Source organism: Paraburkholderia silvatlantica, assembly GCF_003096715.1.
GTDB lineage: Bacteria > Pseudomonadota > Gammaproteobacteria > Burkholderiales > Burkholderiaceae > Paraburkholderia > Paraburkholderia silvatlantica.
Map to the genome: position 1 here is coordinate 20,501 of NZ_QEOL01000041.1, position 24,188 is coordinate 44,688.

The following is a 24,188-nucleotide window of genomic DNA, read 5'->3' on the forward strand; positions in this document are numbered from 1 at the left end:
GCCTACTCCTTAACGCTTGTGACGGCGCTGGACGATCATGCTCGTCGTGCGCTTGTTGCTGCGGGTGCGATAGCCCTTGGTCGGCGTGCCCCACGGGCTCACCGGGTCGCGACCTGCAGCCGTGCGGCCTTCACCACCACCGTGCGGGTGATCGATCGGGTTCATTGCAACACCACGGACCGTCGGGCGGATACCGCGCCAGCGGTTCGCGCCAGCCTTACCGATTTGACGGAGGCTGTGCTCTTCGTTGCCGACTTCACCGATCGTCGCGCGGCATTCGACGTGCACGCGGCGGATTTCGCCCGAACGCAGACGAACCTGCGCGTAGACGCCTTCACGTGCCAGCAGCATTGCCGACGTACCGGCCGAACGCGCCATTTGCGCGCCCTTGCCCGGCAGCATTTCGATGCAGTGGATCGTCGTACCGACCGGAATATTGCGGATCGGCAGCGTGTTGCCTGCACGGATCGGCGCTTCCGAACCCGACATCAGCTGCGCGCCAACCGTCACGCCCTTCGGCGCGATGATGTAGCGGCGCTCGCCGTCTGCGTAAAGAACCAGCGCAATGTTCGCGCTACGGTTCGGGTCATACTCGAGACGCTCCACCTTCGCGGGGATGCCGTCCTTCGTACGACGGAAATCGATCACGCGGTAGTGCTGCTTGTGACCGCCACCCTGATGACGCGTCGTGATGCGGCCGTTGTTGTTACGACCAGCCTTCGAGGACTTCTTTTCGAGCAGCGCTGCAAACGGCGCACCCTTGTGGAGGTCCTTGTTGACGATCTTGACCATCGCGCGGCGACCCGGCGAGGTCGGCTTAACTTTCACGATTGCCATGATTACTTGGCCTCCGCTTCAAAGTTGATTTCCTGGCCGGGCTTCAGGCAGACATACGCCTTCTTCACGTCCTTGCGCTTGCCGTTGAAGCGGCCAAAGCGCTTGGCTTTGCCCTTCTGGACCAGCACGTTGACGGACTCGACTTCCACCTTGAACAGCAGCTCGACAGCAGCCTTGACTTCCTGCTTGTTCGCGTCCGGCGCGACTTCGAAGACGACTTGTTCGTTCTTCTCCGCAACCAGCGTCGCCTTTTCGGAGATCACCGGTGCGAGCAGGACCTGCATCAAACGATGATCGTTCTTGCGAATCTCGCTCATGACAGCAACTCCTCGATCTGGGCGACCGCTGCCTTCGTGATCAGGATCTTCTTGAAGTAGATCAGCGAGAGCGGGTCGGCAAAACGCGGCTCAACGACTGCCACGTGGGGCAGGTTGCGCGACGCGAGATACAGGTTCTCGTCGACCGTGTCGGTGATGACCAGCACGGATTCGAGACCCATGGCCTTGAACTTTTCGGCCAGCAGCTTCGTCTTCGGCGCTTCGAGCGAGAGCTCTTCGACGACCGAGATACGGCCTTCGCGGGCCAGCTGCGAGAAGATCGAGCAGAGACCTGCGCGATGCATCTTCTTGTTGACCTTGTGCGAGAAGTTTTCTTCCGGCGAATTCGGGAAGATGCGACCACCGCCGCGCCACAGCGGGCTCGACGACATACCGGCACGAGCGCGGCCCGTACCCTTCTGACGCCACGGCTTCTTGGTGGTGTGCTTGACCTGTTCGCGGTCCTTCTGCGCGCGGTTACCGCTGCGCGCGTTCGCCTGGTAGGCGATAACGATCTGGTGGATCAGCGCTTCGTTGTAGTCACGGCCGAACACGACGTCCGACGCGTTGACAGCTGCGCCTTCCTGACCATTAGCGTTCAGGAGCTTCAGTTCCATTATTGCGCTCCTTTCTTGGCGCGCGCCTTGACGGCGGGCGTCACGAAAACCTTGCCGCCCTTTGCACCCGGCACGGCACCCTTGACCAGCAGCAGCTTGCGCTCTGCGTCGATACGGGCGATTTCGAGGTTTTGCACCGTCACGGTTTCGTCACCCATGTGACCGGTCATGCGCTTGCCCGGGAACACGCGACCCGGATCCTGCGCCATACCGATCGAGCCCGGCACATTGTGCGAGCGCGAGTTACCGTGCGAAGCACGACCCGAAGCGAAGTTGTAACGCTTGATGGTACCGGCGTAGCCCTTACCGATCGAGGTGCCTTGCACGTCGATCTTCTGGCCTTCTTCGAAGAGTTCCACACCGATCACGGCGCCAGCGGACAGTTCGGCGGCCTTAGCGGCGTCGATCTGGAATTCCTTGAGGATTTCACCGGCTTGAACGCCAGCTTTGGCGAGATGACCTGCGAGCGGCTTCGTCACGCGCGATGCGCGGCGAGTACCGAAAGCAACCTGCACGGCCGTGTAGCCGTCGGTTTCAACAGTCTTGATCTGCGTCACGCGGTTGTCGGACACGTCCAGCACGGTCACGGGAATCGAATCCCCTTCGGCCGTGAAGATACGGGTCATGCCAACCTTGCGACCTACGAGTCCAAGGCTCATCGTTTTCTCCATTCCCGACTGCGATTGGTCGGGGCTAATTTACAAAGTACCGGCATGTTTTCGAGGCGCTTTTGACAGACGGGCTCGAAAGGGACACACCGATTTTTTGCGCAAACGCGCGAAAAGACGTCAAGTATAACGTCCTTCCTCGTTTTCCGCAAGCAATCAAAGACTTAGCGCCACCCGAAGATTCCGGCGGCGCTCGAGACTCTTACTGCAGCTTGATTTCGACGTCCACGCCAGCCGGGAGGTCCAGCTTCATCAGCGCGTCAACGGTCTTGTCCGTCGGGTCGACGATGTCCATCAGGCGCAGGTGCGTACGGATTTCGAGCTGGTCGCGCGACGTCTTGTTGACGTGCGGCGAACGCAGGATGTCGAAACGCTGGATACGCGTCGGCAGCGGCACCGGACCGCGGACGATTGCGCCCGTGCGCTTCGCCGTATCGACGATTTCAGCAGCCGACTGGTCGATCAGACGGTAGTCGAAAGCCTTCAGACGGATACGGATTTTTTGGTTCTGCATGACGATTCCTTGAAAAGAGCGAGGCGGACTTGCGCCGCCAGACGATATAAAGAGCGCAGGACCACCCCGCGGCAAGGCGCCGCGAGGTGGTCCCTGGGTACATCAACTGCTACAGCAAGCCGGGTATTCTACCCGATTTACTCGATGATCTTTGCAACCACGCCGGCGCCGACGGTACGGCCGCCTTCGCGGATCGCGAAGCGCAGACCTTCTTCCATCGCGATCGGCGCGATCAGCTTCACCGTGATCGACACGTTGTCGCCCGGCATCACCATTTCCTTGTCCTTCGGCAGCTCGATCGAGCCCGTCACGTCCGTCGTACGGAAGTAGAACTGCGGACGGTAGTTGTTGAAGAACGGCGTGTGACGGCCGCCTTCGTCCTTGCTCAGCACGTACACTTCAGCCGTGAAGTGCGTGTGCGGCGTGATCGAACCCGGCTTGGCCAGAACCTGGCCACGCTCCACGTCTTCACGCTTCGTGCCGCGCAGCAGGATACCCACGTTGTCGCCCGCCTGACCCTGGTCGAGCAGCTTGCGGAACATTTCCACGCCCGTGCAGGTCGTCTTCACCGTCGGCTTGATACCGACGATTTCGATTTCCTCGCCAACCTTGATGATGCCGCGCTCGACGCGACCCGTCACCACCGTGCCGCGGCCCGAGATCGAGAACACGTCTTCCACCGGCATCAGGAACGCGCCGTCAACCGCACGCTCCGGCGTCGGGATGTACGTGTCCAGTGCGTCGGCCAGGTTCATGATCGCCACTTCACCCAGCTCGCCCTTGTCGCCTTCCAGCGCCAGCTTGGCCGAACCCTTGATGATCGGCGTGTCGTCGCCCGGGAAGTCGTACTTCGACAGCAGCTCGCGCACTTCCATTTCGACCAGCTCGAGCAGCTCGGCGTCGTCCACCATGTCGCACTTGTTCAGGAACACGATGATGTAAGGCACGCCAACCTGACGGGCCAGCAGGATGTGCTCACGCGTTTGCGGCATCGGGCCGTCAGCGGCCGAGCACACCAGGATCGCGCCGTCCATCTGCGCCGCGCCCGTGATCATGTTCTTCACGTAGTCGGCGTGGCCCGGGCAGTCGACGTGTGCGTAGTGGCGGTTAGCCGTTTCGTACTCGACGTGCGCGGTGTTGATGGTAATACCACGTGCCTTTTCTTCCGGCGCTGCGTCGATCTGGTCGTACGCCTTCGCTTCGCCGCCGAACTTCGCGGTCAGAACCGTCGTGATCGCTGCCGTCAGCGTGGTCTTGCCGTGGTCAACGTGACCGATCGTGCCCACGTTCACGTGCGGCTTGGTCCGTTCGAATTTACCTTTTGCCATGTTTCTCTTCTTTCAAAAAAGTGGTGAATCGGTGACTGTGCTACGCGGACCCGGCCCATGCCGGGTCCGCTGCGTGCTCAAATGAGCGCCGATGCTTACTTCGCCTTCGCGCTGATGATCGCGTCGGCCACGTTACGCGGTGCTTCTGCGTAGTGCTTGAATTCCATCGTGTACGTTGCACGACCTTGCGTCAGCGAGCGCAGCGACGTCGAGTAGCCGAACATTTCCGACAGCGGCACTTCGGCGCGAACGATCTTGCCGCCGCCAACCATGTCTTCCATGCCCTGGACGATACCGCGACGGCCCGACAGGTCGCCCATCACGTTGCCCATGTAGTCTTCCGGCGTTTCGACTTCCACAGCCATCATCGGTTCGAGGATGACCGGCTGGGCCTTGCGCATGGCTTCCTTGAACGCCATCGAACCGGCCATGCGGAACGCATTTTCGTTCGAGTCGACGTCGTGGTACGAACCGAACGTCAGGTGAACCTTGACGTCGACGACCGGGAAGCCCGCCAGCACGCCAGCCTTCAGCGTGTCCTGGATACCCTTGTCGACCGCCGGGATGAATTCGCGAGGAATCACACCGCCCTTGATCTCGTCCAGGAACTCGTAGCCCTTGCCCTGCTCGTTCGGCTCGAGCGTGATGACCGCGTGGCCGTACTGGCCGCGACCACCCGACTGCTTGACGAACTTGCCGTCCACGTCCTTCGCCGTTGCGCGGATCGTTTCGCGGTAGGCAACCTGCGGCTTGCCGACGGTCGCTTCCACGTTGAATTCGCGCTTCATGCGGTCGACCAGAATTTCGAGGTGGAGTTCGCCCATGCCCGAAATGATGGTCTGGCCCGATTCCTCGTCCGTCTGGACGCGGAACGACGGGTCTTCCTGCGCCAGGCGGTTCAGGGCGAGGCCCATCTTTTCCTGGTCAGCCTTGGTCTTCGGCTCGACAGCCTGCGAAATCACCGGCTCCGGGAACACCATGCGTTCCAGAACGATCGGGTGCTGCGGGTCGCACAGCGTGTCGCCCGTGGTCGCTTCCTTCAGGCCAACGGCTGCAGCGATGTCGCCGGCACGAACTTCCTTGATTTCTTCACGGTTGTTCGCGTGCATCTGCAGAATACGGCCAAGGCGTTCCTTCTTGCCCTTGGTCGAGTTCAGCACGGTGTCGCCCGAGTTGACGATGCCCGAGTACGCGCGGAAGAAGATCAGCTGGCCGACGAACGGGTCGGTCATGATCTTGAACGCGAGTGCCGAGAACTTCTCTTCGTCCGAAGCCTTACGCTCGGCGGTTTCGCCGTTTTCGAGCTCGCCCTTGACCGGGGGAATGTCCACCGGCGACGGCAGGAAGTCGATCACGGCGTCGAGCATGCGCTGCACGCCCTTGTTCTTGAACGCGGTGCCGCACAGCATCGGCTGGATTTCGCAAGCGATCGTACGGTCGCGCAGCGCCTTGACGACTTCGGCTTCCGAAAGCTCTTCGCCGCCGAGGTACTTTTCCATCAGCTCTTCGCTGGCTTCGGCGGCCGACTCGATCATCTTTTCGCGCCACTCGTTGCACGTGTCAACGAGTTCAGCCGGGATGTCGACGTAGTCGAACTTCGTGCCTTGCGAGGCCTCGTCCCAAATGATCGCCTTCATCTTCAGGAGGTCGACGACGCCCTTGAAGTTTTCTTCTGCGCCGATCGGCACCACGACCGGAACCGGGTTCGCCTTCAGGCGGTTCTTCAGCTGGTCGTAGACCTTGAAGAAGTTCGCGCCGGTACGGTCCATCTTGTTGACGAACGCGAGACGGGGAACCTTGTACTTGTTCGCCTGACGCCACACCGTTTCCGACTGCGGCTGCACGCCGCCCACTGCGCAGTAGACCATGCACGCGCCGTCGAGCACGCGCATCGAGCGCTCGACTTCAATCGTGAAGTCGACGTGGCCCGGGGTGTCGATGATGTTGATGCGGTGCTCGGGGTAGTTACCGCCCATGCCCTTCCAGAACGCGGTCGTAGCAGCGGACGTGATCGTGATGCCACGCTCCTGTTCCTGCTCCATCCAGTCCATGGTCGCGGCGCCGTCGTGAACTTCACCAATCTTGTGGTTCACGCCGGTGTAAAACAGAATGCGCTCGGTCGTCGTCGTCTTGCCGGCGTCGATGTGAGCGCTAATACCGATGTTACGGTAGCGCTCGATAGGAGTCTTGCGAGCCACTTTGATCCTCTATCGGGAGGTGCGCGCCGGATCGATCCCGACCGGGTTGATCCCAACGCGCCTGAACACAAACGGGCGAGGCGCTCGATAAGCGCACCCGCCCGGAATTTTTTCCGTTTTTGGAGCAAACCCCGGTAGGGGCCTTCTCTTAGAAGCGGAAGTGCGAGAACGCCTTGTTCGCTTCTGCCATCCGGTGAACTTCGTCGCGCTTCTTCATCGCGCCGCCACGGCCTTCGGCCGCTTCGGAGAGTTCACCTGCCAGACGCAGGGCCATCGACTTCTCGCTGCGCTTCTTCGCGGCTTCACGCAGCCAACGCATCGCCAATGCCATACGACGCGAGGGGCGCACTTCGACCGGAACCTGATAGTTCGCACCACCAACGCGGCGGCTCTTCACTTCCACCACCGGCTTCACGTTGTTGAGCGCGACAGTGAACACTTCCAGCGGGTCCTTGCCACCCTTGGTCTGGATCTGTTCGAAAGCGCCGTACACGATACGCTCGGCAACCGACTTCTTGCCGGAGAGCATCAGCACGTTCATGAACTTGGCTACATCAACGTTGCCGAACTTCGGATCCGGCAACACTTCCCGCTTGGGGACTTCGCGACGACGCGGCATGTTTCTTCCTTTAACTTTTCAGTTGAAGCGCGGGTTCAAACCTTGCGCTCCGCGGCCACCAACTAACCCGATTCATCCCGGGTTTTACTTCCCCGGACTTACCAGCCTGGTCGGGTGACCACTTACTCGACAGCACCGGCCAATCCGGCACCTGTCGCTTTTATCGCCGGCACTCCTGCGAGCACGACGACCCGTACAACCCGGCTGCTTACTTCGCAGCCTTCGCGCGCTTCGCGCCGTACTTCGAACGAGCCTGCTTACGATCCTTGACGCCCTGGGTATCCAGCGAGCCACGAACCATGTGGTAACGCACACCCGGCAAGTCCTTCACACGGCCGCCGCGAATCAGCACGACCGAGTGTTCCTGCAGGTTGTGGCCTTCACCACCGATGTACGAAATGACTTCGAAGCCGTTCGTCAGGCGCACCTTGGCGACCTTACGGAGTGCCGAGTTCGGCTTCTTCGGCGTCGTCGTGTACACACGGGTGCACACGCCGCGACGCTGCGGGCAGTCCTGCAGGGCCGGCGACTTGCTCTTCGTAGCTTCCGAAGCGCGGCCTTTGCGAACCAGTTGATTGATGGTTGGCATTGTTTATTCCTGAAATTGAACAAAATCGACGCATTTCTTTCCGGGCAAAGCGGAAAGCCACGCGTATCGAGCTCCGGATTGGGCAATTTGACGTTAGTTTTCGTCAAATTAATTGACGAGCACAGACATCCCAAAGACCGGAACCCAGCATGATATTCCGAAAAGACCAAGCGAGTCAATGGTTTGCGACATTTCGGACGACGGAGGAAGTGACAGCGCCGTGACAATCGGGCCGCGCCCGCAATACCCGGAACGCCCGGCGGGAAACGGCGCGCCTTATTCGTCGCCGACGACCTCGACAAGCTCCTCGCCAAAGCGTTCGAGCTTGCGCGCCCCGATGCCCGGGATGTCGCGCAGCTCGTCCACCGACTCCGGGCCGTTGCGCGCGATTTCCGCCAGCGTGGCATCGTGGAAGATGACGTAGGCCGGCACGCCCTCGCTCTTCGCGGTTTCGGTACGCCACAGACGCAGGCGCTCCCAGCGCGAACGCTGACGCGGGCTCATGCCAAGGGTCGGATCGGCGCGCTCACTCGTGCGGCTCGACGACGTGCGTGTGCGCGTGGGCTTCACGTAACGGCGCATCGTGACACTCTGCTCGCCCTTGAGCACCGGCTTGCTCGCCTCGGTGAGCACGAGCGAGCCGTAGCCGTCGTGGTCGACGGTGAGATAACCGAATGCCACCAGTTGCCGGAAGATCGCGCGCCATTCCGGCTCCGAAAGCGCCGAGCCGATGCCGAAGGTGGAGATCTTCTCGTGCCCGCGCTGCAGGATCTTCTCGTTGCGATTGCCGCGCAGGATGTCGATCAGGTGGCCGGCGCCGAAATTGAAGCCGCTCGCGCGCTGCGCGCGGAACACGCACGAGAGCGCCATTTGAGCCTCGCGCGTGGCGTCCCAGGTGGCGGGCGGCTCGAGGCAGGTATCGCAGTTGCCGCATGGCTTGCTCTCTTCGCCGAAGTACGCGAGCAGGCGCACGCGCCGGCATGTGGCCGCTTCGCACAGGCCGAGCAGCGCGTCGAGCTTGCCTGTTTGCACACGCTTGTGCTGCTCGTCGGCTTCGGACTCGTCGATCATCTTGCGCTGCTGCACCACGTCGCCGAGACCGTAGGCCATCCACGCGTTGGCCGCCAGCCCGTCGCGCCCCGCGCGGCCGGTTTCCTGGTAGTAGCCTTCCACGCTCTTGGGCAAATCCAGATGCGCGACGAAACGCACGTCCGGCTTGTCGATGCCCATGCCGAACGCGATGGTGGCGCACATCACCACCCCCTCCTCGCGCTGGAACAGTTCCTGGTGCTTCTGGCGCACCTCGAATTCCATGCCGGCGTGGTACGGCAGCGCGCGCAACCCCTGCCCTTTCAGCCACTCCGCCGTTTCCTCGACCTTGCGGCGCGAGAGGCAATACACGACGCCGGCATCCGTGGTGCCGTCGGCGCGCGTATGCTCCGCGCGGATGAAGTCGAGCAACTGCGAGCGCGCATTGTCCTTCTCGACGATGCGGTAGCGGATGTTCGGCCGGTCGAAGCTCGAGACGAACACACGGGCGTCGTCGAGTGCGAGACGGTGCGCGATCTCGTTGCGCGTGATGGCGTCGGCCGTTGCCGTGAGCGCGATGCGCGGCACGTTCGGAAAGCGCTCGTGCAGCACCGAAAGCTGGATATATTCGGGCCGGAAGTCGTGGCCCCACTGCGAGACGCAGTGCGCTTCGTCGATCGCGAAGAGACCAATGCGCGTGCGCTCGAGCAGGTCGAGAAAGCGCGGCGTCATGAGGCGCTCGGGCGCGACGTAAAGCAGGTCGAGATCGCCCTCGCGCAGCGCCCGCTCGGTAGCCGCCGCTTCGGCGCCGCTCAGCGTCGAGTTGAGATAAGCGGCGCGCACGCCCACTTCCGTGAGCGCGGCCACCTGGTCCTGCATGAGCGCGATGAGCGGCGACACGACGATGCCGGCACCGAGCCCGGCTTCGTGCCGTACGAGCGCCGGAATCTGGTAACAGAGCGATTTGCCGCCGCCGGTCGGCATGAGCACCAGCGAATCGCCGCCCCCTGCGACGTGCTCGACGATTTCGGCTTGCTGCCCTCTAAACGCGGGATAGCCGAAGACTTCGTTGAGGATTTCGAGGGAACGGGACATGAATGCGGTGAGCGTGCGAAGCTAAGGCGGTGGGCAGGATTTTACCAACCCGGACGAGCCTTAACCGCCGCCACCGTGAAGATTGGCCATTCGGCCAGGAGAAACCGCGCAAGTCGCGCTCGCAGACGGCGAACGCGAACCCAAACGCGAACAACCCGGGCGAAGCGGGTACGTCAGGCAACGAGGCGCCGGCGCACGACCCGAAACGCACCGACGATCGTCACGAGGGCCACGACCGCGGCGGCGATCGCAAATACGCTCGCGCCGAAGAGTACGACGTTGGCGCCGACGAACGTCAGCGAGCCGATCGTGAGCAGCGCGGCGCCGCCCTTGACCCGGCCCGCCAGCAGCATGATGAAACCGATGATCAGGAATGCCCACATCACGAGGAAGGTCGCAAAGAAGTTCGCTGCGGACTGGTTGCTGACGTGATGCAGCAGCTGCGAAAAGCTGGCGACGCACGCCACCAGATTCAGGATGAGACCGACCCCGACCACCCACATGATTACCGCCTCCAGATTCAGATAAATACCGCCGGTGTCGTACGAAAAGACCCGCACAGGCGGACTTGGCGCGCTACGTTAGCACGCCTCACCGACGCGCGCAGCGAGCGGACCGGCACTGCGGCACGAGGCCGCAGGCTTGAGCGAAAAGTGCCAGCGCCAACAAAAAAGCCGCCCGGTGGAAACCAGGCGGCTTTGGCGTGGGCATTCGAGCCCGCAGCGAAAGGCGGCTTGCGCCGCCCCGCGCTTACTCGTCCGTCGTATGCGGCTGTTGCGGCTGCTCGGCGGCCGGGGTTTCCGGCGTACCGAACTCGAACGCTTCTTCCGCTGCGATCTGGTCGAAACGCTCGCGATCCGACGATTCCTTCGCACGGCGCGCCTTGTGGAAGGCGAGACCCGTACCAGCCGGAATCAGACGGCCGACGATCACGTTTTCCTTCAGACCACGCAGATCGTCGCGCTTGCCCATGATCGCCGCTTCGGTCAGCACGCGGGTCGTTTCCTGGAACGATGCCGCCGAGATGAACGAATCGGTCGAGAGCGACGCCTTCGTGATACCGAGCAGCACGTTCTCGTACGTTGCCGGACGCTTGTCTTCCGCGTTCATGCGGTCGTTTTCGTCCAGCATGTCCGAACGCTCAACCTGCTCGCCCGGGATGAAGCGCGTATCACCGTTGTCGGTGATCTGCACACGGCGCAGCATCTGACGCACGATCACTTCGATGTGCTTGTCGTTGATCTTCACGCCCTGCAGACGGTACACGTCCTGCACTTCGTCCACGATGTAGCGCGACAGCGCTTCGATACCCTGCAGACGCAGGATGTCGTGCGGATCGGCCGGGCCGTCCACGATCATTTCGCCCTTGTTGACGACCTGACCGTCGTGGACCAGCACCTGCTTTTCCTTCGCGATCAGGAACTCGTGCTGATTGCCTTCGAGGTCCGTGATAACGAGACGCTGCTTGCCCTTCGTGTCCTTACCGAACGACGTCGTACCCGTGACTTCCGCCAGGATACCTGCGTCCTTCGGCGAACGGGCTTCGAACAGTTCCGCCACACGCGGCAGACCACCGGTAATGTCACGCGTCTTCTGGGCTTCGGTCGGGATACGTGCGAGCACTTCACCGACCTGCACCTGCTGACCGTCCTTCACGGTGATCAGTGCGCCGACCTGGAAGCCGATCTGCACAGAATGCTCCGTGCCCGGGATCTTCACTTCGTCGCCGTTCGCGTCGAGCAGCTTGACCTGCGGACGCACGCTCTTCGCAGCCTGCGAGCCGCGGCGCTTCACGTCGATCACGACGAGGGTCGACAGACCCGTGACGTCGTCGATCTGCTTGGCCACGGTCACGCCTTCCTCGACGTTCTCGAACTTCACCGTACCGCCGTACTCGGTGATGATCGGACGCGTGAGCGGATCCCACGTCGCGAGCTGCGTGCCGGCCTTGATCGCTGCGCCATCGAGCTGCAGCAGCGTCGCGCCGTACGGCACCTTGTGACGCTCGCGCTCGCGGCCGTGATCGTCGGCGATGATGGCTTCGCCCGAACGCGAGATGACGACTTGCTCGCCCTTCGCATTCGTGACGTAACGCATCGTCGCCGTGAAGCGCACGGTACCGTTCGACTTGGCTTCCACCGACGAGGCCACTGCCGCACGCGACGCCGCACCACCGATGTGGAACGTACGCATCGTGAGCTGCGTGCCCGGTTCGCCGATCGACTGTGCCGCGATCACGCCGACGGCTTCGCCGACGTTCACGCGCGAGCCGCGGCCGAGGTCGCGGCCGTAGCACGCGGCGCACAGACCGTAGCGCGTTTCGCAGGTGAGCGGCGTGCGCACGCGCACTTCGTCGATGCCGAGGCTTTCGATCGTTTCGACCGCGTCTTCGTCGAGCAGGTCGCCCGAAGCGTAGATCGTTTCCTGCGTTTCCGGATTGACGACGTCCGCCACCGCGACGCGGCCGAGAATACGGTCGCGCAGCGCCTCGACGACTTCACCGCCTTCCACGAGGGCCTTCATCGCCACGCCGTTCGACGTGCCGCAATCGTCCTCGACGACCACGAGATCCTGCGTCACGTCGACGAGACGACGCGTCAGGTAACCCGAGTTCGCGGTCTTCAGTGCCGTATCAGCCAGACCCTTACGTGCACCGTGGGTCGAGATGAAGTACTGCAACACGTTCAGACCTTCGCGGAAGTTCGCGGTAATCGGCGTTTCGATAATCGAGCCGTCCGGCTTCGCCATCAGGCCGCGCATCCCCGCCAGCTGGCGAATCTGCGTCGCGGAACCCCGCGCGCCCGAGTCGGCCATCATGTAGATCGAGTTGAACGATTCCTGACGCGTTTCTTTGCCGTCGCGGTCGATCACCGGTTCCGTCGAGAGCTGCTCCATCATCGCCTTGCCGACCGCTTCCGACGTATTCGACCAGATGTCGACCACGTTGTTGTAGCGTTCCTGCGCGGTGACGAGACCCGACATGTACTGACGGTCGTACTCCTTCACCTTCTTCGCGGCTTCGCCGACGATGGTTTCCTTCTGCGGCGGCACGAGCATGTCGTCCACACAGATCGAAATACCGGCGCGCGTTGCGAGGCGGAAGCCCGACTGCATCAGCTGGTCGGCGAAGATCACCGTTTCGCGCAGACCGCACTTGCGGAACGCGGTGTTGATCAGACGCGAAATTTCCTTCTTCTTCAGCGGCTTGTTCAGCACCGAGAACGGCAGACCCGGCGGCAGGATTTCCGACAGGATCGAACGGCCAACGGTCGTTGCGTACAGCGAGACCTTCGGCACGAATGCCGGTGCGCCTTCCGATTTGTCCTCGTTGTGGACCATTTCGGTAATCCGCACGTTCACGCGCGAAGCCAGTTCGACTTCCTTGTTCTCGTACGCGCGGAGCACTTCCGACACGCCCGTGAACGTCATGCCTTCGCCCTTGCCGTTGATCGCTTCACGCGTGGCGTAGTACAGGCCCAGCACGATATCCTGCGACGGCACGATCGACGGATCGCCGTTGGCCGGGAACAGGACGTTGTTCGACGCGAGCATGAGCGTACGCGCTTCCATCTGCGCTTCGAGCGACAGCGGAACGTGAACAGCCATCTGGTCGCCGTCGAAGTCGGCGTTGAACGCCGCGCAAACGAGCGGGTGCAGCTGGATTGCCTTGCCTTCGATCAGCACCGGCTCGAAAGCCTGAATGCCGAGACGGTGCAGCGTCGGCGCACGGTTGAGCATGACCGGATGCTCGCGGATCACCTCTTCGAGGATGTCCCACACCACCGGCGTCTGGTTCTCGACTTCCTTCTTCGCAGCCTTGATGGTCGTCGCAACGCCCATCGTTTCCAGCTTGTTGAAGATGAACGGCTTGAAGAGTTCGAGCGCCATCAGCTTCGGCAGACCGCACTGGTGCAGCTTGAGCGTCGGACCCACCACGATGACCGAACGGCCCGAGTAGTCCACGCGCTTGCCCAGCAGGTTCTGACGGAAGCGGCCGCCCTTACCCTTGATCATGTCGGCGAGCGACTTCAGCGGACGCTTGTTGGCGCCCGTCATCGCCTTGCCGCGACGGCCGTTGTCGAGCAGCGAGTCCACGGCTTCCTGGAGCATCCGCTTTTCGTTGCGGACGATGATCTCCGGCGCCTTGAGCTCGAGCAGACGCTTCAGACGGTTGTTACGGTTGATGACACGGCGATACAGATCGTTCAGGTCCGAAGTCGCGAAACGGCCGCCGTCGAGCGGCACCAGCGGACGCAATTCGGGCGGCAGCACCGGCAGCACTTCGAGCACCATCCATTCGGGCTTGATACCCGAACGCTGGAAGGCCTCGAGCACCTTCAGGCGCTTCGCGTACTTCTTGATCTTCGCTTCCGAGCCGGTGTTCTTCAGCTCGGTGCGCAGCGTCTCGACCTGCTCGTCGATGTTGATCGCGCGCAGCAGCTCGCGCACGCCTTCCGCGCCCATCTCGGCACGGAATTCGTCGCCGTATTCCTCGACCTTGTTGTAGTAATCCTCTTCGGTCATGATCTGCCGCGCCTTCAGCGGCGTCATGCCCGGTTCGATCACCACGTATGCCTCGAAGTACAGCACGCGTTCGATGTCGCGCAGCGTCATGTCGAGCACCATGCCCAGACGCGACGGCAGCGACTTCAGGAACCAGATGTGCGCGACCGGCGAGGCCAGCTCGATGTGGCCCATGCGTTCGCGGCGCACCTTCGCGAGCGTCACTTCAACGCCGCACTTCTCGCAGATCACGCCACGGTGCTTCAGGCGCTTGTACTTGCCGCACAGGCACTCGTAGTCCTTGATCGGCCCGAAGATCTTCGCGCAGAACAGACCATCCCGTTCCGGCTTGAAGGTACGGTAGTTGATGGTCTCCGGCTTCTTCACTTCGCCGAACGACCACGAGCGGATCTTGTCCGGCGAGGCCAGACCGATCTTGATCGCGTCAAAAACTTCTTCTTGTTGGACTTGCTTGAATAGATCGAGCAGAGCTTTCATTGCCTTCTCTCCGTAGTCCGATTAGTTGCGGTCGAGGTCGATGTCGATGCCGAGCGAGCGGATTTCCTTCACCAGCACATTGAAGGATTCCGGCATGCCCGCGTCGATCACGTGGTCGCCCTTGACGAGGTTCTCGTACACCTTCGTCCGGCCCGTCACGTCATCGGACTTCACCGTCAACATTTCCTGCAGCACATACGAAGCGCCATACGCTTCGAGCGCCCACACTTCCATTTCACCGAAGCGCTGACCACCGAATTGCGCCTTGCCACCCAGCGGCTGCTGCGTCACGAGCGAGTACGGACCCGTCGAACGCGCGTGCATCTTGTCGTCGACAAGGTGGTGCAGCTTCAGGTAGTGCATGTAGCCCACGGTGACCGTACGCTCGAACATCTCGCCCGTGCGGCCGTCGTACAGACGCACCTGGTTCTTCGAGGGCGTCATGCCGAGGTTCGCCGCGATGTCGTCCGGGAACGCCAGGTCGAGCATCTTCGACATTTCCTCTTCGGTCGCACCGTCGAACACCGGCGTTGCGAACGGCACGCCTTCGCGCAGGTTCTTCGCGAGTTCGAAGATTTCGTCGTCGCTGAAGCTGTCGAGGTCTTCCTTGTGGCCCGATTCGTTGTAGATCTTCGTGAGGAATTCACGCAGCTCCGCAACCTTCGTCTGACGCTGCAGCATTTCGCCGATACGCCAGCCCAGACCCTTCGCGGCCCAACCGAGGTGCACTTCGAGAACCTGGCCCACGTTCATCCGCGACGGCACGCCGAGCGGGTTCAGCACGACGTCTGCCGGACGGCCGTCGGCCATGTACGGCATGTCTTCGATCGGAACGATCTTCGACACCACGCCCTTGTTACCGTGACGGCCTGCCATCTTGTCGCCAGGCTGCAGACGGCGCTTCACCGCGAGGTACACCTTGACCATCTTCAGCACGCCCGGCGGCAGTTCGTCGCCTTGCGTGAGCTTCTTGCGCTTCTCTTCGAAGGCCAGATCGAACTGGTGACGCTTCTCTTCGATCGAGTTCTTGATCGCTTCGAGCTGCGCCGCGGCTTCTTCGTCCGCGAGGCGGATGTCGAACCAGTGGTAGTGATCCAGATCTTCGAGGTACGCGCGCTCGATCTTCGTGCCCTTCGCGAGCTTCTTCGGACCGCCGTTCGCGACCTTGCCGTCGAGCATGCGTGCGAGACGCTGGAACGCGTCGCCTTCCACGATGCGCAGCTGGTCGTTCAGGTCGAGGCGATAGCGCTTCAGTTCATCGTCGATGATCTGTTGTGCGCGCTTGTCGCGCTGGATGCCTTCACGCGTAAACACCTGCACGTCGATGACGGTGCCGCTCATGCCCGAGGGCACGCGCAGCGACGTATCCTTCACGTCCGAAGCCTTCTCGCCGAAGATCGCGCGCAGCAGCTTTTCTTCCGGCGTGAGCTGGGTTTCGCCCTTCGGCGTGACCTTGCCCACGAGCACGTCGCCCGCTTCGACTTCCGCGCCGATGTACACGATGCCCGACTCGTCGAGACGGCCAAGCTGCACTTCCGCGAGGTTCGAAATGTCGCGCGTGATTTCTTCCGGTCCGAGCTTCGTGTCGCGTGCCACGACATTCAGTTCTTCGATGTGGATCGACGTGTAACGGTCGTCCGCCACCACCTTCTCCGAGATCAGGATCGAGTCTTCGAAGTTGTAGCCGTTCCACGGCATGAACGCGATCAGCATGTTCTGGCCGAGCGCGAGCTCGCCCAGATCGGTCGATGCGCCATCGGCCAGCACGTCGCCGCGCGCAACCTTGTCGCCCATCTTCACGATCGGGCGCTGGTTGATGTTCGTGTTCTGGTTCGAACGCGTGTACTTGATGAGGTTGTAGATGTCCACGCCGACTTCACCGGCGACGGCTTCATCGTCGTTCACGCGAATCACGATACGGCCTGCGTCGACGTAGTCGACCACGCCGCCACGCAGCGCCTGAACCGTCGTACCCGAGTCGACCGCAACCGTGCGCTCGATGCCCGTACCGACGACCGGCTTTTCCGGACGCAGGCAAGGCACGGCCTGACGCTGCATGTTCGAGCCCATCAGTGCACGGTTCGCGTCGTCGTGCTCGAGGAACGGGATCAGCGAGGCGGCAACCGAGACGATCTGCGACGGCGCCACGTCCATGTACTGGATGCGGTCCGGCGTGACCATCAGCGTTTCGCCCGCTTCACGCGACGACACCAGTTCGTCGGTCAGCGTACCGTCTTCGGCCACTGCGGCGTTCGCCTGAGCGATCACGTAACGGCCTTCTTCGATCGCCGACAGGTAGTCGATCTGGTCGGTCACCTTGCCGTCAGCCACCTTGCGATACGGCGTTTCGAGGAAGCCGTATTCGTTCAGGTGCGCGTACAGAGCGAGCGAGTTGATCAGACCGATGTTCGGACCTTCCGGCGTCTCGATCGGGCACACGCGGCCATAGTGGGTCGGGTGCACGTCGCGGACTTCGAAGCCTGCGCGCTCACGCGTCAGACCGCCCGGGCCCAGTGCGGAAACACGACGCTTGTGCGTGATTTCCGAGAGCGGGTTGGTCTGGTCCATGAACTGCGACAACTGCGACGAACCGAAGAACTCGCGGATCGCCGACGAAATCGGCTTCGAGTTGATCAGGTCGTGCGGCATCAGGTTTTCGCTTTCGGCCTGGCCGAGGCGTTCCTTCACGGCACGTTCGACGCGCACGAGACCCGCGCGGAACTGGTTTTCCGCGAGTTCGCCCACGCAACGCACGCGACGGTTGCCGAGGTGGTCGATGTCGTCCACTTCGCCCTTGCCGTTGCGCAGCTCGACGAGGATCTTGATGGTCGCGAGGATGTCGTCGTCCTGCAGCGTCATCGGGCCGACGATTTCGTCGCGGCCGACGCGGCGGTTGAACTTCATACGACCCACCTTCGAGAGGTCGTACGCTTCTTCGCTGTAGAACAGGCGGTTGAACAGCGCCTCGACCGCTTCTTCGGTCGGCGGCTCGCCCGGACGCATCATGCGGTAGATCGCAATGCGCGCGGCCATCTTGTCGGCGGTTTCGTCGATACGCAGCGTCGACGAGATGTACGGACCCTGGTCCAGATCGTTCGTGTAGAGCGTCTGGATGTCCTTGATCTTCGCTTCGCGCAGCTTCTCGAGCACGCTTTCGGTGATCTCGTCGTTCGCGTTCGCGATCACTTCGCCCGTGTCGCCGTCGACGACGTTCTTCGCGAGAACGCGGCCGAGCAGATAATCTTCGGGGACCGAAATGTACGTCGTCTTCGCGCTTTCGAGGTCGCGAATGTGCTTCGCGTTGATGCGCTTGTCCTTCTGGACAATGACCTTGCCTTCGCGATCGCTGATGTCGAAGCGCGCGACTTCACCACGCAGACGCTCCGGCACGAACTCCATCTGCGCGCCTTCCGGCATCAGCGTGAAGTTGTCGAACACGAAGAAGTTCGCGAGGATCTGTTCCGGCGTGAGGCCGATCGCCTTCAGCAGGATCGTGACCGGCATCTTGCGGCGACGGTCGACGCGGAAGTACAGCACGTCCTTCGGGTCGAACTCGAAGTCGAGCCACGAACCGCGGTAAGGAATGATACGGGCCGAGAAGAGCAGCTTGCCCGAGCTGTGCGTCTTGCCCTTGTCGTGTTCGAAGAACACGCCAGGCGAGCGGTGCAGCTGCGAGACGATGACACGCTCGGTGCCGTTGATGACGAACGAACCGGTAGGCGTCATGAGCGGAATTTCGCCCATGTACACTTCCTGCTCCTTCACTTCCTTCACGACCGGCTTGCTCGGCGATTCCTTGTCGAGCAGGACGAGACGGACCTTGGCGCGCAGCGCCGAGCAGTACGTCAGGCCGCGTTGCTGGCATTCCTTGATGTTGAATGCCGGCGACGACAGCATGTAGCTGACGAACTCTAGACGAGCAAAGCCGTTATGGGAAACAATAGGGAAAACGGACGAAAACGCTGCCTGCAGACCTTCCGGTTTGCGTTGTGCGGTCGCCGTTTCTGCTTGCAGGAATGTGCTGAATGATTCAAGCTGGGTAGCCAGCAGGAAAGGAACCTGGTGAACGATGGGGCGTTTCGCGAAACTCTTGCGAATACGCTTCTTCTCGGTGAAGGAATAGTGCATACGATCTCCGAATCACGGCGGGTAGGACGACCCGAGTGTTCACCGACTGAGACCCGATGGCTTCGCGAGCCCTGGAAGCTTGGTGGTTGGCCTCTACCAACCGCTGGCTGACGGCAACGGATTTCGGCTTGTCATAACGTGCCCGCTGCCCGACCAAACTTGCCTTCTGCAGTCGCTTCAGAAGACAAAGAGAAGCGTCGTGCGCCCTGATGGAGCCCTTGAGGCCCTCACCCGGCGAAAGACGTTTTTCTTTGGCTTCTGGGTCCCGCATCCCGCCTCCGACTTCTAAAAAATCGAACACAAAAACGCAGAACCCACAAAGCACAAAAAGGCCGGCGGTGTAAAAACCGCCAGCCTTCGCACAGCGCGCTGAAACTTACTTGATTTCAGCCTTCGCGCCGGCTTCTTCCAGCTTCTTCTTCGCTTCTTCAGCAGCAGCCTTGGGCACCGCTTCCTTCACGGGCTTCGGTGCGCCGTCGACCAGGTCCTTCGCTTCCTTCAGGCCGAGACCCGTCAGTTCGCGAACGGCCTTAATGACCGAAACCTTGTTTGCGCCGGCTTCGAGCAGGTTGACCGTGAATTCGGTCTGCTCTTCAGCAGCAGCAGCAGCGCCGCCGCCTGCCGGGCCAGCGACTGCCACAGCAGCTGCCGACACGCCAAACTTCTCTTCGAAAGCCTTGACCAGTTCGTTCAGTTCGAGAACCGACATCGAGCCGACGGCTTCGAGGATGTCTTCTTTTGCGATTGCCATTTGTAATTACTCCAGATTTGAATTCGGAAACAGCTAGCGATCTTTCTCGCTTGCCTGTCGTTATTAAGCAGCTTCGGCTTGCTTCTTTTCCGCCAGCGCGGCCAGAGCGCGCGCCATACCGGAAACCGGAGCCTGCATAACGAACAGCAGCTTCGAGAGCAGTTCTTCGCGGCTCGGGATGTTGGCCAGCGCTTGCACGCCTGCCTTGTCCATCACCTTGCCTTCGTAGGAACCAGCCTTGATGACCAACTTGTCATTGCCCTTCGCGAAGTCATTGACGACCTTCGCAGCAGCAATGGCATCTTCCGAGATGCCGTAGATCAGGGGGCCAGTCATCTGCTCTGCCAGCGGAGCAAACGGGGTACCTTCGACAGCGCGACGCGCCAGCGTGTTCTTCAACACGCGGAGGTACACCTGCTGCTCACGCGCTTTCGCGCGCAGCTTGGTCAGATCGCCAACCGCGATTCCACGATACTCGGCCAACACGACGGTCTGAGCCTTCGCGACTTGCGCGGAGACTTCAGCCACGACGGCCTGCTTATCTTCTTTGTTCAGTGGCACGGTTAACCTCCAGATTCGACACACTTTGCTTTCGCTACATGTGCCGCGTTCAACAACGGCGACCGACCAGTCCGGAGTAACTCAGCTCGCTTCGTCGGGCGTTACCGCCCGCTTCCACTTACTACAGCACTTCAAAACCTTTTCGGGTTCGCCATCTGCGTTGGCTTTACATTAAGGAAACACCCAACTACTGCACTTCCGCCAACGGTCTTTGACAACCGGTTGCGCCGCGCTTGCTGCCGCTGCACAACCGCCCAAAGCCCTTTAAATCCGCGCTGCGATCCGACCCAGCTTCGTTTCGAACTTCAGCGCGGCAAAACTTGTTACGCTGCGAGCGACGTCTGGTCGACGCGAACGCCAACGCCCATCGTGCTCGAGACAGCGATCTTGCGCAGGTACACGCCCTTGCTCGTTGCCGGCTTCGCCTTGGTCAGCGCGTCGAGGAGCGCGTCCAGGTTGGTGCGCAGCGCTGCCGGCTCGAACGATGCACGGCCGATGGTCGCGTGGATGATACCGGCCTTGTCGACACGGAATTGCACCTGACCCGCCTTCGCGTTCTTGACCGCGGTCGCCACGTCCGGCGTCACGGTACCGACCTTCGGGTTCGGCATGAGGCCACGCGGGCCGAGGATCTGACCGAGCGTACCGACGACGCGCATCGTGTCCGGCGAAGCGATCACGATGTCGAAGTTCAGGTTGCCGCCCTTGATCTGCTCGGCGAGGTCTTCCATACCGACGATCTCTGCGCCTGCCGCCTTGGCTTGTTCAGCCTTTTCACCTTGGGCGAAGACTGCAACGCGGACCGACTTGCCGGTACCGGCGGGCAGAACGACCGAGCCGCGAACGACCTGGTCCGACTTCTTCGCATCGATGCCGAGCTGCACGGCAACGTCGATCGACTCGTCGAACTTCGCCGTGGCGCATTCTTTCACGAGCGACAGTGCGTCGCCGATCGGGTACTGCTTTTGGCGGTCGATCTTGGCAGCCAGTGCCTTTTGACGCTTGGAAACCTTAGCCATTTACACGCCCTCCACGACGATGCCCATCGAGCGGGCGCTACCAGCGATCGTGCGAACCGCTGCATCCATATCGGCTGCCGTGAGGTCCGGCATCTTGGTCTTGGCGATTTCCTCGGCTTGCGCGCGGGTGATCGTAGCGACCTTGTCGGTGTGCGGCTTGGCCGAACCCTTGTCGACCTTCGCTGCCTTCTTGATCAGAACCGTAGCCGGCGGCGTCTTCAGGATGAACGTGAAGCTCTTGTCCGCGAATGCCGTGATCACGACCGGAACCGGCAGACCCGGCTCCATGGCTTGAGTCTGCGCGTTGAACGCCTTGCAGAACTCCATGATGTTCAGGCCGCGCTGACCCAGTGCCGGGCCGACCGGCGGCGACGGATTGGCCTTACCTGCAGGAATCTGCAGCTTGATAAAGCCGATGATTTTCTTTGCCATGTTGAAAACCTCTTTGGAACGCGTGAGCGTTCTGGTGAGTGGTAGCGCGCGTTCGCCACAATCTTCGCTGTGCCAACTGCTTTGACGACATTGGCAGCCGACTGGACTACTAGCGCTCCTCTACGGCCATAACGCGGACCGTAAGCGCGGAAAAACGGATCGCACCCGGGGCGCGATCCGTGGATATTCGATTTACAGCTTTTCGACCTGGCCGAATTCGAGTTCGACCGGTGTAGCGCGACCGAAAATGGTGACAGAGACCCGAACGCGCGATTTCTCGTAGTTGACTTCTTCGACGCTGCCGTTGAAGTCCGTGAACGGACCTTCCTTCACGCGGACCATCTCGCCGACTTCGAACAGGGTCTTGGGGCGCGGCTTCTCAACGCCTTCCTGCATCTGCGACATGATCTTTTCGACTTCGCGCGGCGAAATCGGGCTCGGGCGATTGCGCGCCCCGCCGACGAAACCGGTCACCTTTGCCGTGTTCTTCACGAGGTGCCACGTTTCGTCCGTCATTTCCATCTCAACCAGAACATAGCCCGGGAAGAAACGACGTTCGGTCACCGATTTGTGACCACCCTTCACCTCGACCACCTCTTCAGTCGGAACGAGGATCTGGCCAAACTTGTCCTGCATGCCAGCACGTTCGATGCGCTCCTGAAGCGCACGTTGCACGCTCTTCTCCATGCCGGAGTAGGCGTGCACCACATACCAACGTTTTCCGCTCGGGGATGCCGGTGTATCGCTCATATCATTTCCAACCCAGAATCGCCGAGAAAATCACCCACTCGATGGATTTGTCGCAAACCCACAGAATGATGGCCATTGCCAGCACAAAACCGAAGACCACCAGCGTCGTTTGCGTAGCCTCTTTGCGAGTCGGCCAGACGACCTTGCGAACTTCCTTGTACGAGTCTTTGGCAAACGCGATGAAGCTCTTGCCGGGCGCCGAGAGAAGACCGACTACCACCCCCGCGATCACGCCCACTGCGAGCGCCGCACCGCGGACATACCACTCCTGGCTACCGAGCCAGTAGAACCCTACGAACCCGGCCACAACCAACAATACGCCCGCCGCAAGCATCAGCTTGTCGCTGGAAGTATTAACAGTTTCGACGGAAGGATTCGCCATAACACCTTAAAGAACAACGCGCCGAGGCGCGAGAAGTTGGCAGGGGCAGAGGGAATCGAACCCCCAACCTTCGGTTTTGGAGACCGACGCTCTGCCAGTTGAGCTATACCCCTAAACCATTTTGGGGTTGGCGGCATCGCCAACCCCGAAACCACCCAGTCGATCAACGAGACTGGCAAAAACTTACTCGATGATCTTTGCAACCACGCCGGCGCCGACGGTACGGCCGCCTTCGCGGATCGCGAAGCGCAGACCTTCTTCCATCGCGATCGGCGCGATCAGCTTCACCGTGATCGACACGTTGTCGCCCGGCATCACCATTTCCTTGTCCTTCGGCAGCTCGATCGAGCCCGTCACGTCCGTCGTACGGAAGTAGAACTGCGGACGGTAGTTGTTGAAGAACGGCGTGTGACGGCCGCCTTCGTCCTTGCTCAGCACGTACACTTCAGCCGTGAAGTGCGTGTGCGGCGTGATCGAACCCGGCTTGGCCAGAACCTGGCCACGCTCCACGTCTTCACGCTTCGTGCCGCGCAGCAGGATACCCACGTTGTCGCCCGCCTGACCCTGGTCGAGCAGCTTGCGGAACATTTCCACGCCCGTGCAGGTCGTCTTCACCGTCGGCTTGATACCGACGATTTCGATTTCCTCGCCAACCTTGATGATGCCGCGCTCGACGCGACCCGTCACCACCGTGCCGCGGCCCGAGATCGAGAACACGTCTTCCACCGGCATCAGGAACGCGCCGTCAACCGCACGCTCCGGCGTCGGGATGTACGTGTCCAGTGCGTCGGCCAGGTTCATGATCGCCACTTCACCCAGCTCGCCCTTGTCGCCTTCCAGCGCCAGCTTGGCCGAACCCTTGATGATCGGCGTGTCGTCGCCCGGGAAGTCGTACTTCGACAGCAGCTCGCGCACTTCCATTTCGACCAGCTCGAGCAGCTCGGCGTCGTCCACCATGTCGCACTTGTTCAGGAACACGATGATGTAAGGCACGCCAACCTGACGGGCCAGCAGGATGTGCTCACGCGTTTGCGGCATCGGGCCGTCAGCGGCCGAGCACACCAGGATCGCGCCGTCCATCTGCGCCGCGCCCGTGATCATGTTCTTCACGTAGTCGGCGTGGCCCGGGCAGTCGACGTGTGCGTAGTGGCGGTTAGCCGTTTCGTACTCGACGTGCGCGGTGTTGATGGTAATACCACGTGCCTTTTCTTCCGGCGCTGCGTCGATCTGGTCGTACGCCTTCGCTTCGCCGCCGAACTTCGCGGTCAGAACCGTCGTGATCGCTGCCGTCAGCGTGGTCTTGCCGTGGTCAACGTGACCGATCGTGCCCACGTTCACGTGCGGCTTGGTCCG

At 61.5% G+C, this 24,188-nt stretch carries 20 protein-coding genes and 1 tRNA gene; all 21 read right to left on the bottom strand.

Annotated features, from left to right (window positions below):
• Positions 1 to 9 precede the first annotated feature (9 nt).
• Complete coding sequence (gene rplB, locus C7411_RS35070) at positions 10 to 837, bottom strand: 50S ribosomal protein L2 (protein ID WP_110388741.1); 828 nt, start codon at positions 835 to 837, stop codon at positions 10 to 12.
• Between the two features lie 2 nt (positions 838 to 839).
• A complete protein-coding gene (rplW, locus tag C7411_RS35075; RefSeq protein WP_028206513.1) occupies positions 840 to 1,154 on the bottom strand; it encodes a 50S ribosomal protein L23 in 315 nt (104 codons plus the stop codon).
• Positions 1,151 to 1,771, bottom strand: coding sequence for a 50S ribosomal protein L4 (gene rplD, locus C7411_RS35080; protein WP_028206512.1), 621 nt, complete (start codon positions 1,769 to 1,771; stop codon positions 1,151 to 1,153). Before rplD ends, rplW begins: the two co-directional genes overlap by 4 nt.
• Positions 1,771 to 2,430, bottom strand: coding sequence for a 50S ribosomal protein L3 (gene rplC, locus C7411_RS35085; RefSeq protein WP_052406167.1), 660 nt, complete (start codon positions 2,428 to 2,430; stop codon positions 1,771 to 1,773). The genes rplD and rplC overlap by 1 nt, the downstream gene beginning before the upstream one ends.
• Positions 2,431 to 2,641: 211 nt before the next feature.
• Complete coding sequence (rpsJ, locus tag C7411_RS35090; RefSeq protein ID WP_017777154.1) at positions 2,642 to 2,953, bottom strand: 30S ribosomal protein S10; 312 nt, start codon at positions 2,951 to 2,953, stop codon at positions 2,642 to 2,644.
• A 137-nt stretch (positions 2,954 to 3,090) separates the two neighbouring features.
• Entirely contained in the window at positions 3,091 to 4,281 is a 1,191-nt protein-coding gene (tuf, locus tag C7411_RS35095; protein ID WP_110388742.1) for an elongation factor Tu, read from the bottom strand.
• A 95-nt stretch (positions 4,282 to 4,376) separates the two neighbouring features.
• A complete protein-coding gene (fusA, locus tag C7411_RS35100; RefSeq protein WP_110388743.1) occupies positions 4,377 to 6,479 on the bottom strand; it encodes an elongation factor G in 2,103 nt (700 codons plus the stop codon).
• A 148-nt stretch (positions 6,480 to 6,627) separates the two neighbouring features.
• A complete protein-coding gene (gene rpsG / locus C7411_RS35105; protein ID WP_006053291.1) occupies positions 6,628 to 7,098 on the bottom strand; it encodes a 30S ribosomal protein S7 in 471 nt (156 codons plus the stop codon).
• Between the two features lie 208 nt (positions 7,099 to 7,306).
• On the bottom strand, positions 7,307 to 7,687 hold the full coding sequence (rpsL, locus tag C7411_RS35110; RefSeq protein ID WP_027797953.1) for a 30S ribosomal protein S12: 381 nt from the start codon (positions 7,685 to 7,687) through the stop codon (positions 7,307 to 7,309).
• 276 nt (positions 7,688 to 7,963) lie between these two features.
• Entirely contained in the window at positions 7,964 to 9,811 is a 1,848-nt protein-coding gene (recQ, locus tag C7411_RS35120) for a DNA helicase RecQ (RefSeq protein ID WP_110388744.1), read from the bottom strand.
• 173 nt (positions 9,812 to 9,984) lie between these two features.
• Entirely contained in the window at positions 9,985 to 10,314 is a 330-nt protein-coding gene (locus C7411_RS35125; RefSeq protein WP_133253755.1) for a hypothetical protein, read from the bottom strand.
• Between the two features lie 247 nt (positions 10,315 to 10,561).
• Complete coding sequence (gene rpoC, locus C7411_RS35130) at positions 10,562 to 14,812, bottom strand: DNA-directed RNA polymerase subunit beta' (protein ID WP_042272963.1); 4,251 nt, start codon at positions 14,810 to 14,812, stop codon at positions 10,562 to 10,564.
• A 21-nt stretch (positions 14,813 to 14,833) separates the two neighbouring features.
• Complete coding sequence (rpoB, locus tag C7411_RS35135) at positions 14,834 to 18,940, bottom strand: DNA-directed RNA polymerase subunit beta (RefSeq protein ID WP_110388746.1); 4,107 nt, start codon at positions 18,938 to 18,940, stop codon at positions 14,834 to 14,836.
• Between the two features lie 376 nt (positions 18,941 to 19,316).
• A complete protein-coding gene (gene rplL, locus C7411_RS35145; RefSeq protein ID WP_027821097.1) occupies positions 19,317 to 19,691 on the bottom strand; it encodes a 50S ribosomal protein L7/L12 in 375 nt (124 codons plus the stop codon).
• A gap of 63 nt (positions 19,692 to 19,754) precedes the next feature.
• Positions 19,755 to 20,252, bottom strand: a complete 498-nt coding sequence (rplJ, locus tag C7411_RS35150; RefSeq protein WP_110388748.1) for a 50S ribosomal protein L10 — start codon at positions 20,250 to 20,252, stop codon at positions 19,755 to 19,757.
• Between the two features lie 323 nt (positions 20,253 to 20,575).
• A complete protein-coding gene (gene rplA, locus C7411_RS35155) occupies positions 20,576 to 21,271 on the bottom strand; it encodes a 50S ribosomal protein L1 (protein ID WP_110388749.1) in 696 nt (231 codons plus the stop codon).
• Positions 21,272 to 21,703 carry a 50S ribosomal protein L11 gene (gene rplK / locus C7411_RS35160; protein WP_027797945.1) on the bottom strand — a complete coding sequence of 144 codons (432 nt, stop codon included), beginning with the start codon at positions 21,701 to 21,703 and terminating at the stop codon, positions 21,272 to 21,274.
• Positions 21,704 to 21,895: 192 nt separating this feature from the next.
• Positions 21,896 to 22,453 carry a transcription termination/antitermination protein NusG gene (gene nusG, locus C7411_RS35165; protein WP_028208939.1) on the bottom strand — a complete coding sequence of 186 codons (558 nt, stop codon included), beginning with the start codon at positions 22,451 to 22,453 and terminating at the stop codon, positions 21,896 to 21,898.
• Between the two features lies 1 nt (position 22,454).
• Positions 22,455 to 22,835 carry a preprotein translocase subunit SecE gene (gene secE, locus C7411_RS35170; RefSeq protein ID WP_028208940.1) on the bottom strand — a complete coding sequence of 127 codons (381 nt, stop codon included), beginning with the start codon at positions 22,833 to 22,835 and terminating at the stop codon, positions 22,455 to 22,457.
• Between the two features lie 37 nt (positions 22,836 to 22,872).
• Positions 22,873 to 22,948, bottom strand: a tRNA-Trp gene (locus C7411_RS35175).
• 70 nt (positions 22,949 to 23,018) lie between these two features.
• The coding region (gene tuf / locus C7411_RS35180) for an elongation factor Tu (protein WP_243413452.1) at positions 23,019 to 24,188 on the bottom strand (1,170 nt) is incomplete at its 5' end.

What these genes read in the sequence shown, in the direction of transcription:
- rplB (WP_110388741.1), bottom strand. Translation starts at nt 837, where the DNA reads ATGGCAATCGTGAAAGTTAAGCCGACCTCGCCGGGTCGCCGCGCGATG.
- rplW (WP_028206513.1), bottom strand. Translation starts at nt 1,154, where the DNA reads ATGAGCGAGATTCGCAAGAACGATCATCGTTTGATGCAGGTCCTGCTC.
- rplD (WP_028206512.1), bottom strand. Translation starts at nt 1,771, where the DNA reads ATGGAACTGAAGCTCCTGAACGCTAATGGTCAGGAAGGCGCAGCTGTC.
- rplC (WP_052406167.1), bottom strand. Translation starts at nt 2,430, where the DNA reads ATGAGCCTTGGACTCGTAGGTCGCAAGGTTGGCATGACCCGTATCTTC.
- rpsJ (WP_017777154.1), bottom strand. Translation starts at nt 2,953, where the DNA reads ATGCAGAACCAAAAAATCCGTATCCGTCTGAAGGCTTTCGACTACCGT.
- tuf (WP_110388742.1), bottom strand. Translation starts at nt 4,281, where the DNA reads ATGGCAAAAGGTAAATTCGAACGGACCAAGCCGCACGTGAACGTGGGC.
- rpsG (WP_006053291.1), bottom strand. Translation starts at nt 7,098, where the DNA reads ATGCCGCGTCGTCGCGAAGTCCCCAAGCGGGAAGTGTTGCCGGATCCG.
- rpsL (WP_027797953.1), bottom strand. Translation starts at nt 7,687, where the DNA reads ATGCCAACCATCAATCAACTGGTTCGCAAAGGCCGCGCTTCGGAAGCT.
- recQ (WP_110388744.1), bottom strand. Translation starts at nt 9,811, where the DNA reads ATGTCCCGTTCCCTCGAAATCCTCAACGAAGTCTTCGGCTATCCCGCG.
- C7411_RS35125 (WP_133253755.1), bottom strand. Translation starts at nt 10,314, where the DNA reads ATGTGGGTGGTCGGGGTCGGTCTCATCCTGAATCTGGTGGCGTGCGTC.
- rpoC (WP_042272963.1), bottom strand. Translation starts at nt 14,812, where the DNA reads ATGAAAGCTCTGCTCGATCTATTCAAGCAAGTCCAACAAGAAGAAGTT.
- rpoB (WP_110388746.1), bottom strand. Translation starts at nt 18,940, where the DNA reads ATGCACTATTCCTTCACCGAGAAGAAGCGTATTCGCAAGAGTTTCGCG.
- rplL (WP_027821097.1), bottom strand. Translation starts at nt 19,691, where the DNA reads ATGGCAATCGCAAAAGAAGACATCCTCGAAGCCGTCGGCTCGATGTCG.
- rplA (WP_110388749.1), bottom strand. Translation starts at nt 21,271, where the DNA reads ATGGCTAAGGTTTCCAAGCGTCAAAAGGCACTGGCTGCCAAGATCGAC.
- rplK (WP_027797945.1), bottom strand. Translation starts at nt 21,703, where the DNA reads ATGGCAAAGAAAATCATCGGCTTTATCAAGCTGCAGATTCCTGCAGGT.
- nusG (WP_028208939.1), bottom strand. Translation starts at nt 22,453, where the DNA reads ATGAGCGATACACCGGCATCCCCGAGCGGAAAACGTTGGTATGTGGTG.
- secE (WP_028208940.1), bottom strand. Translation starts at nt 22,835, where the DNA reads ATGGCGAATCCTTCCGTCGAAACTGTTAATACTTCCAGCGACAAGCTG.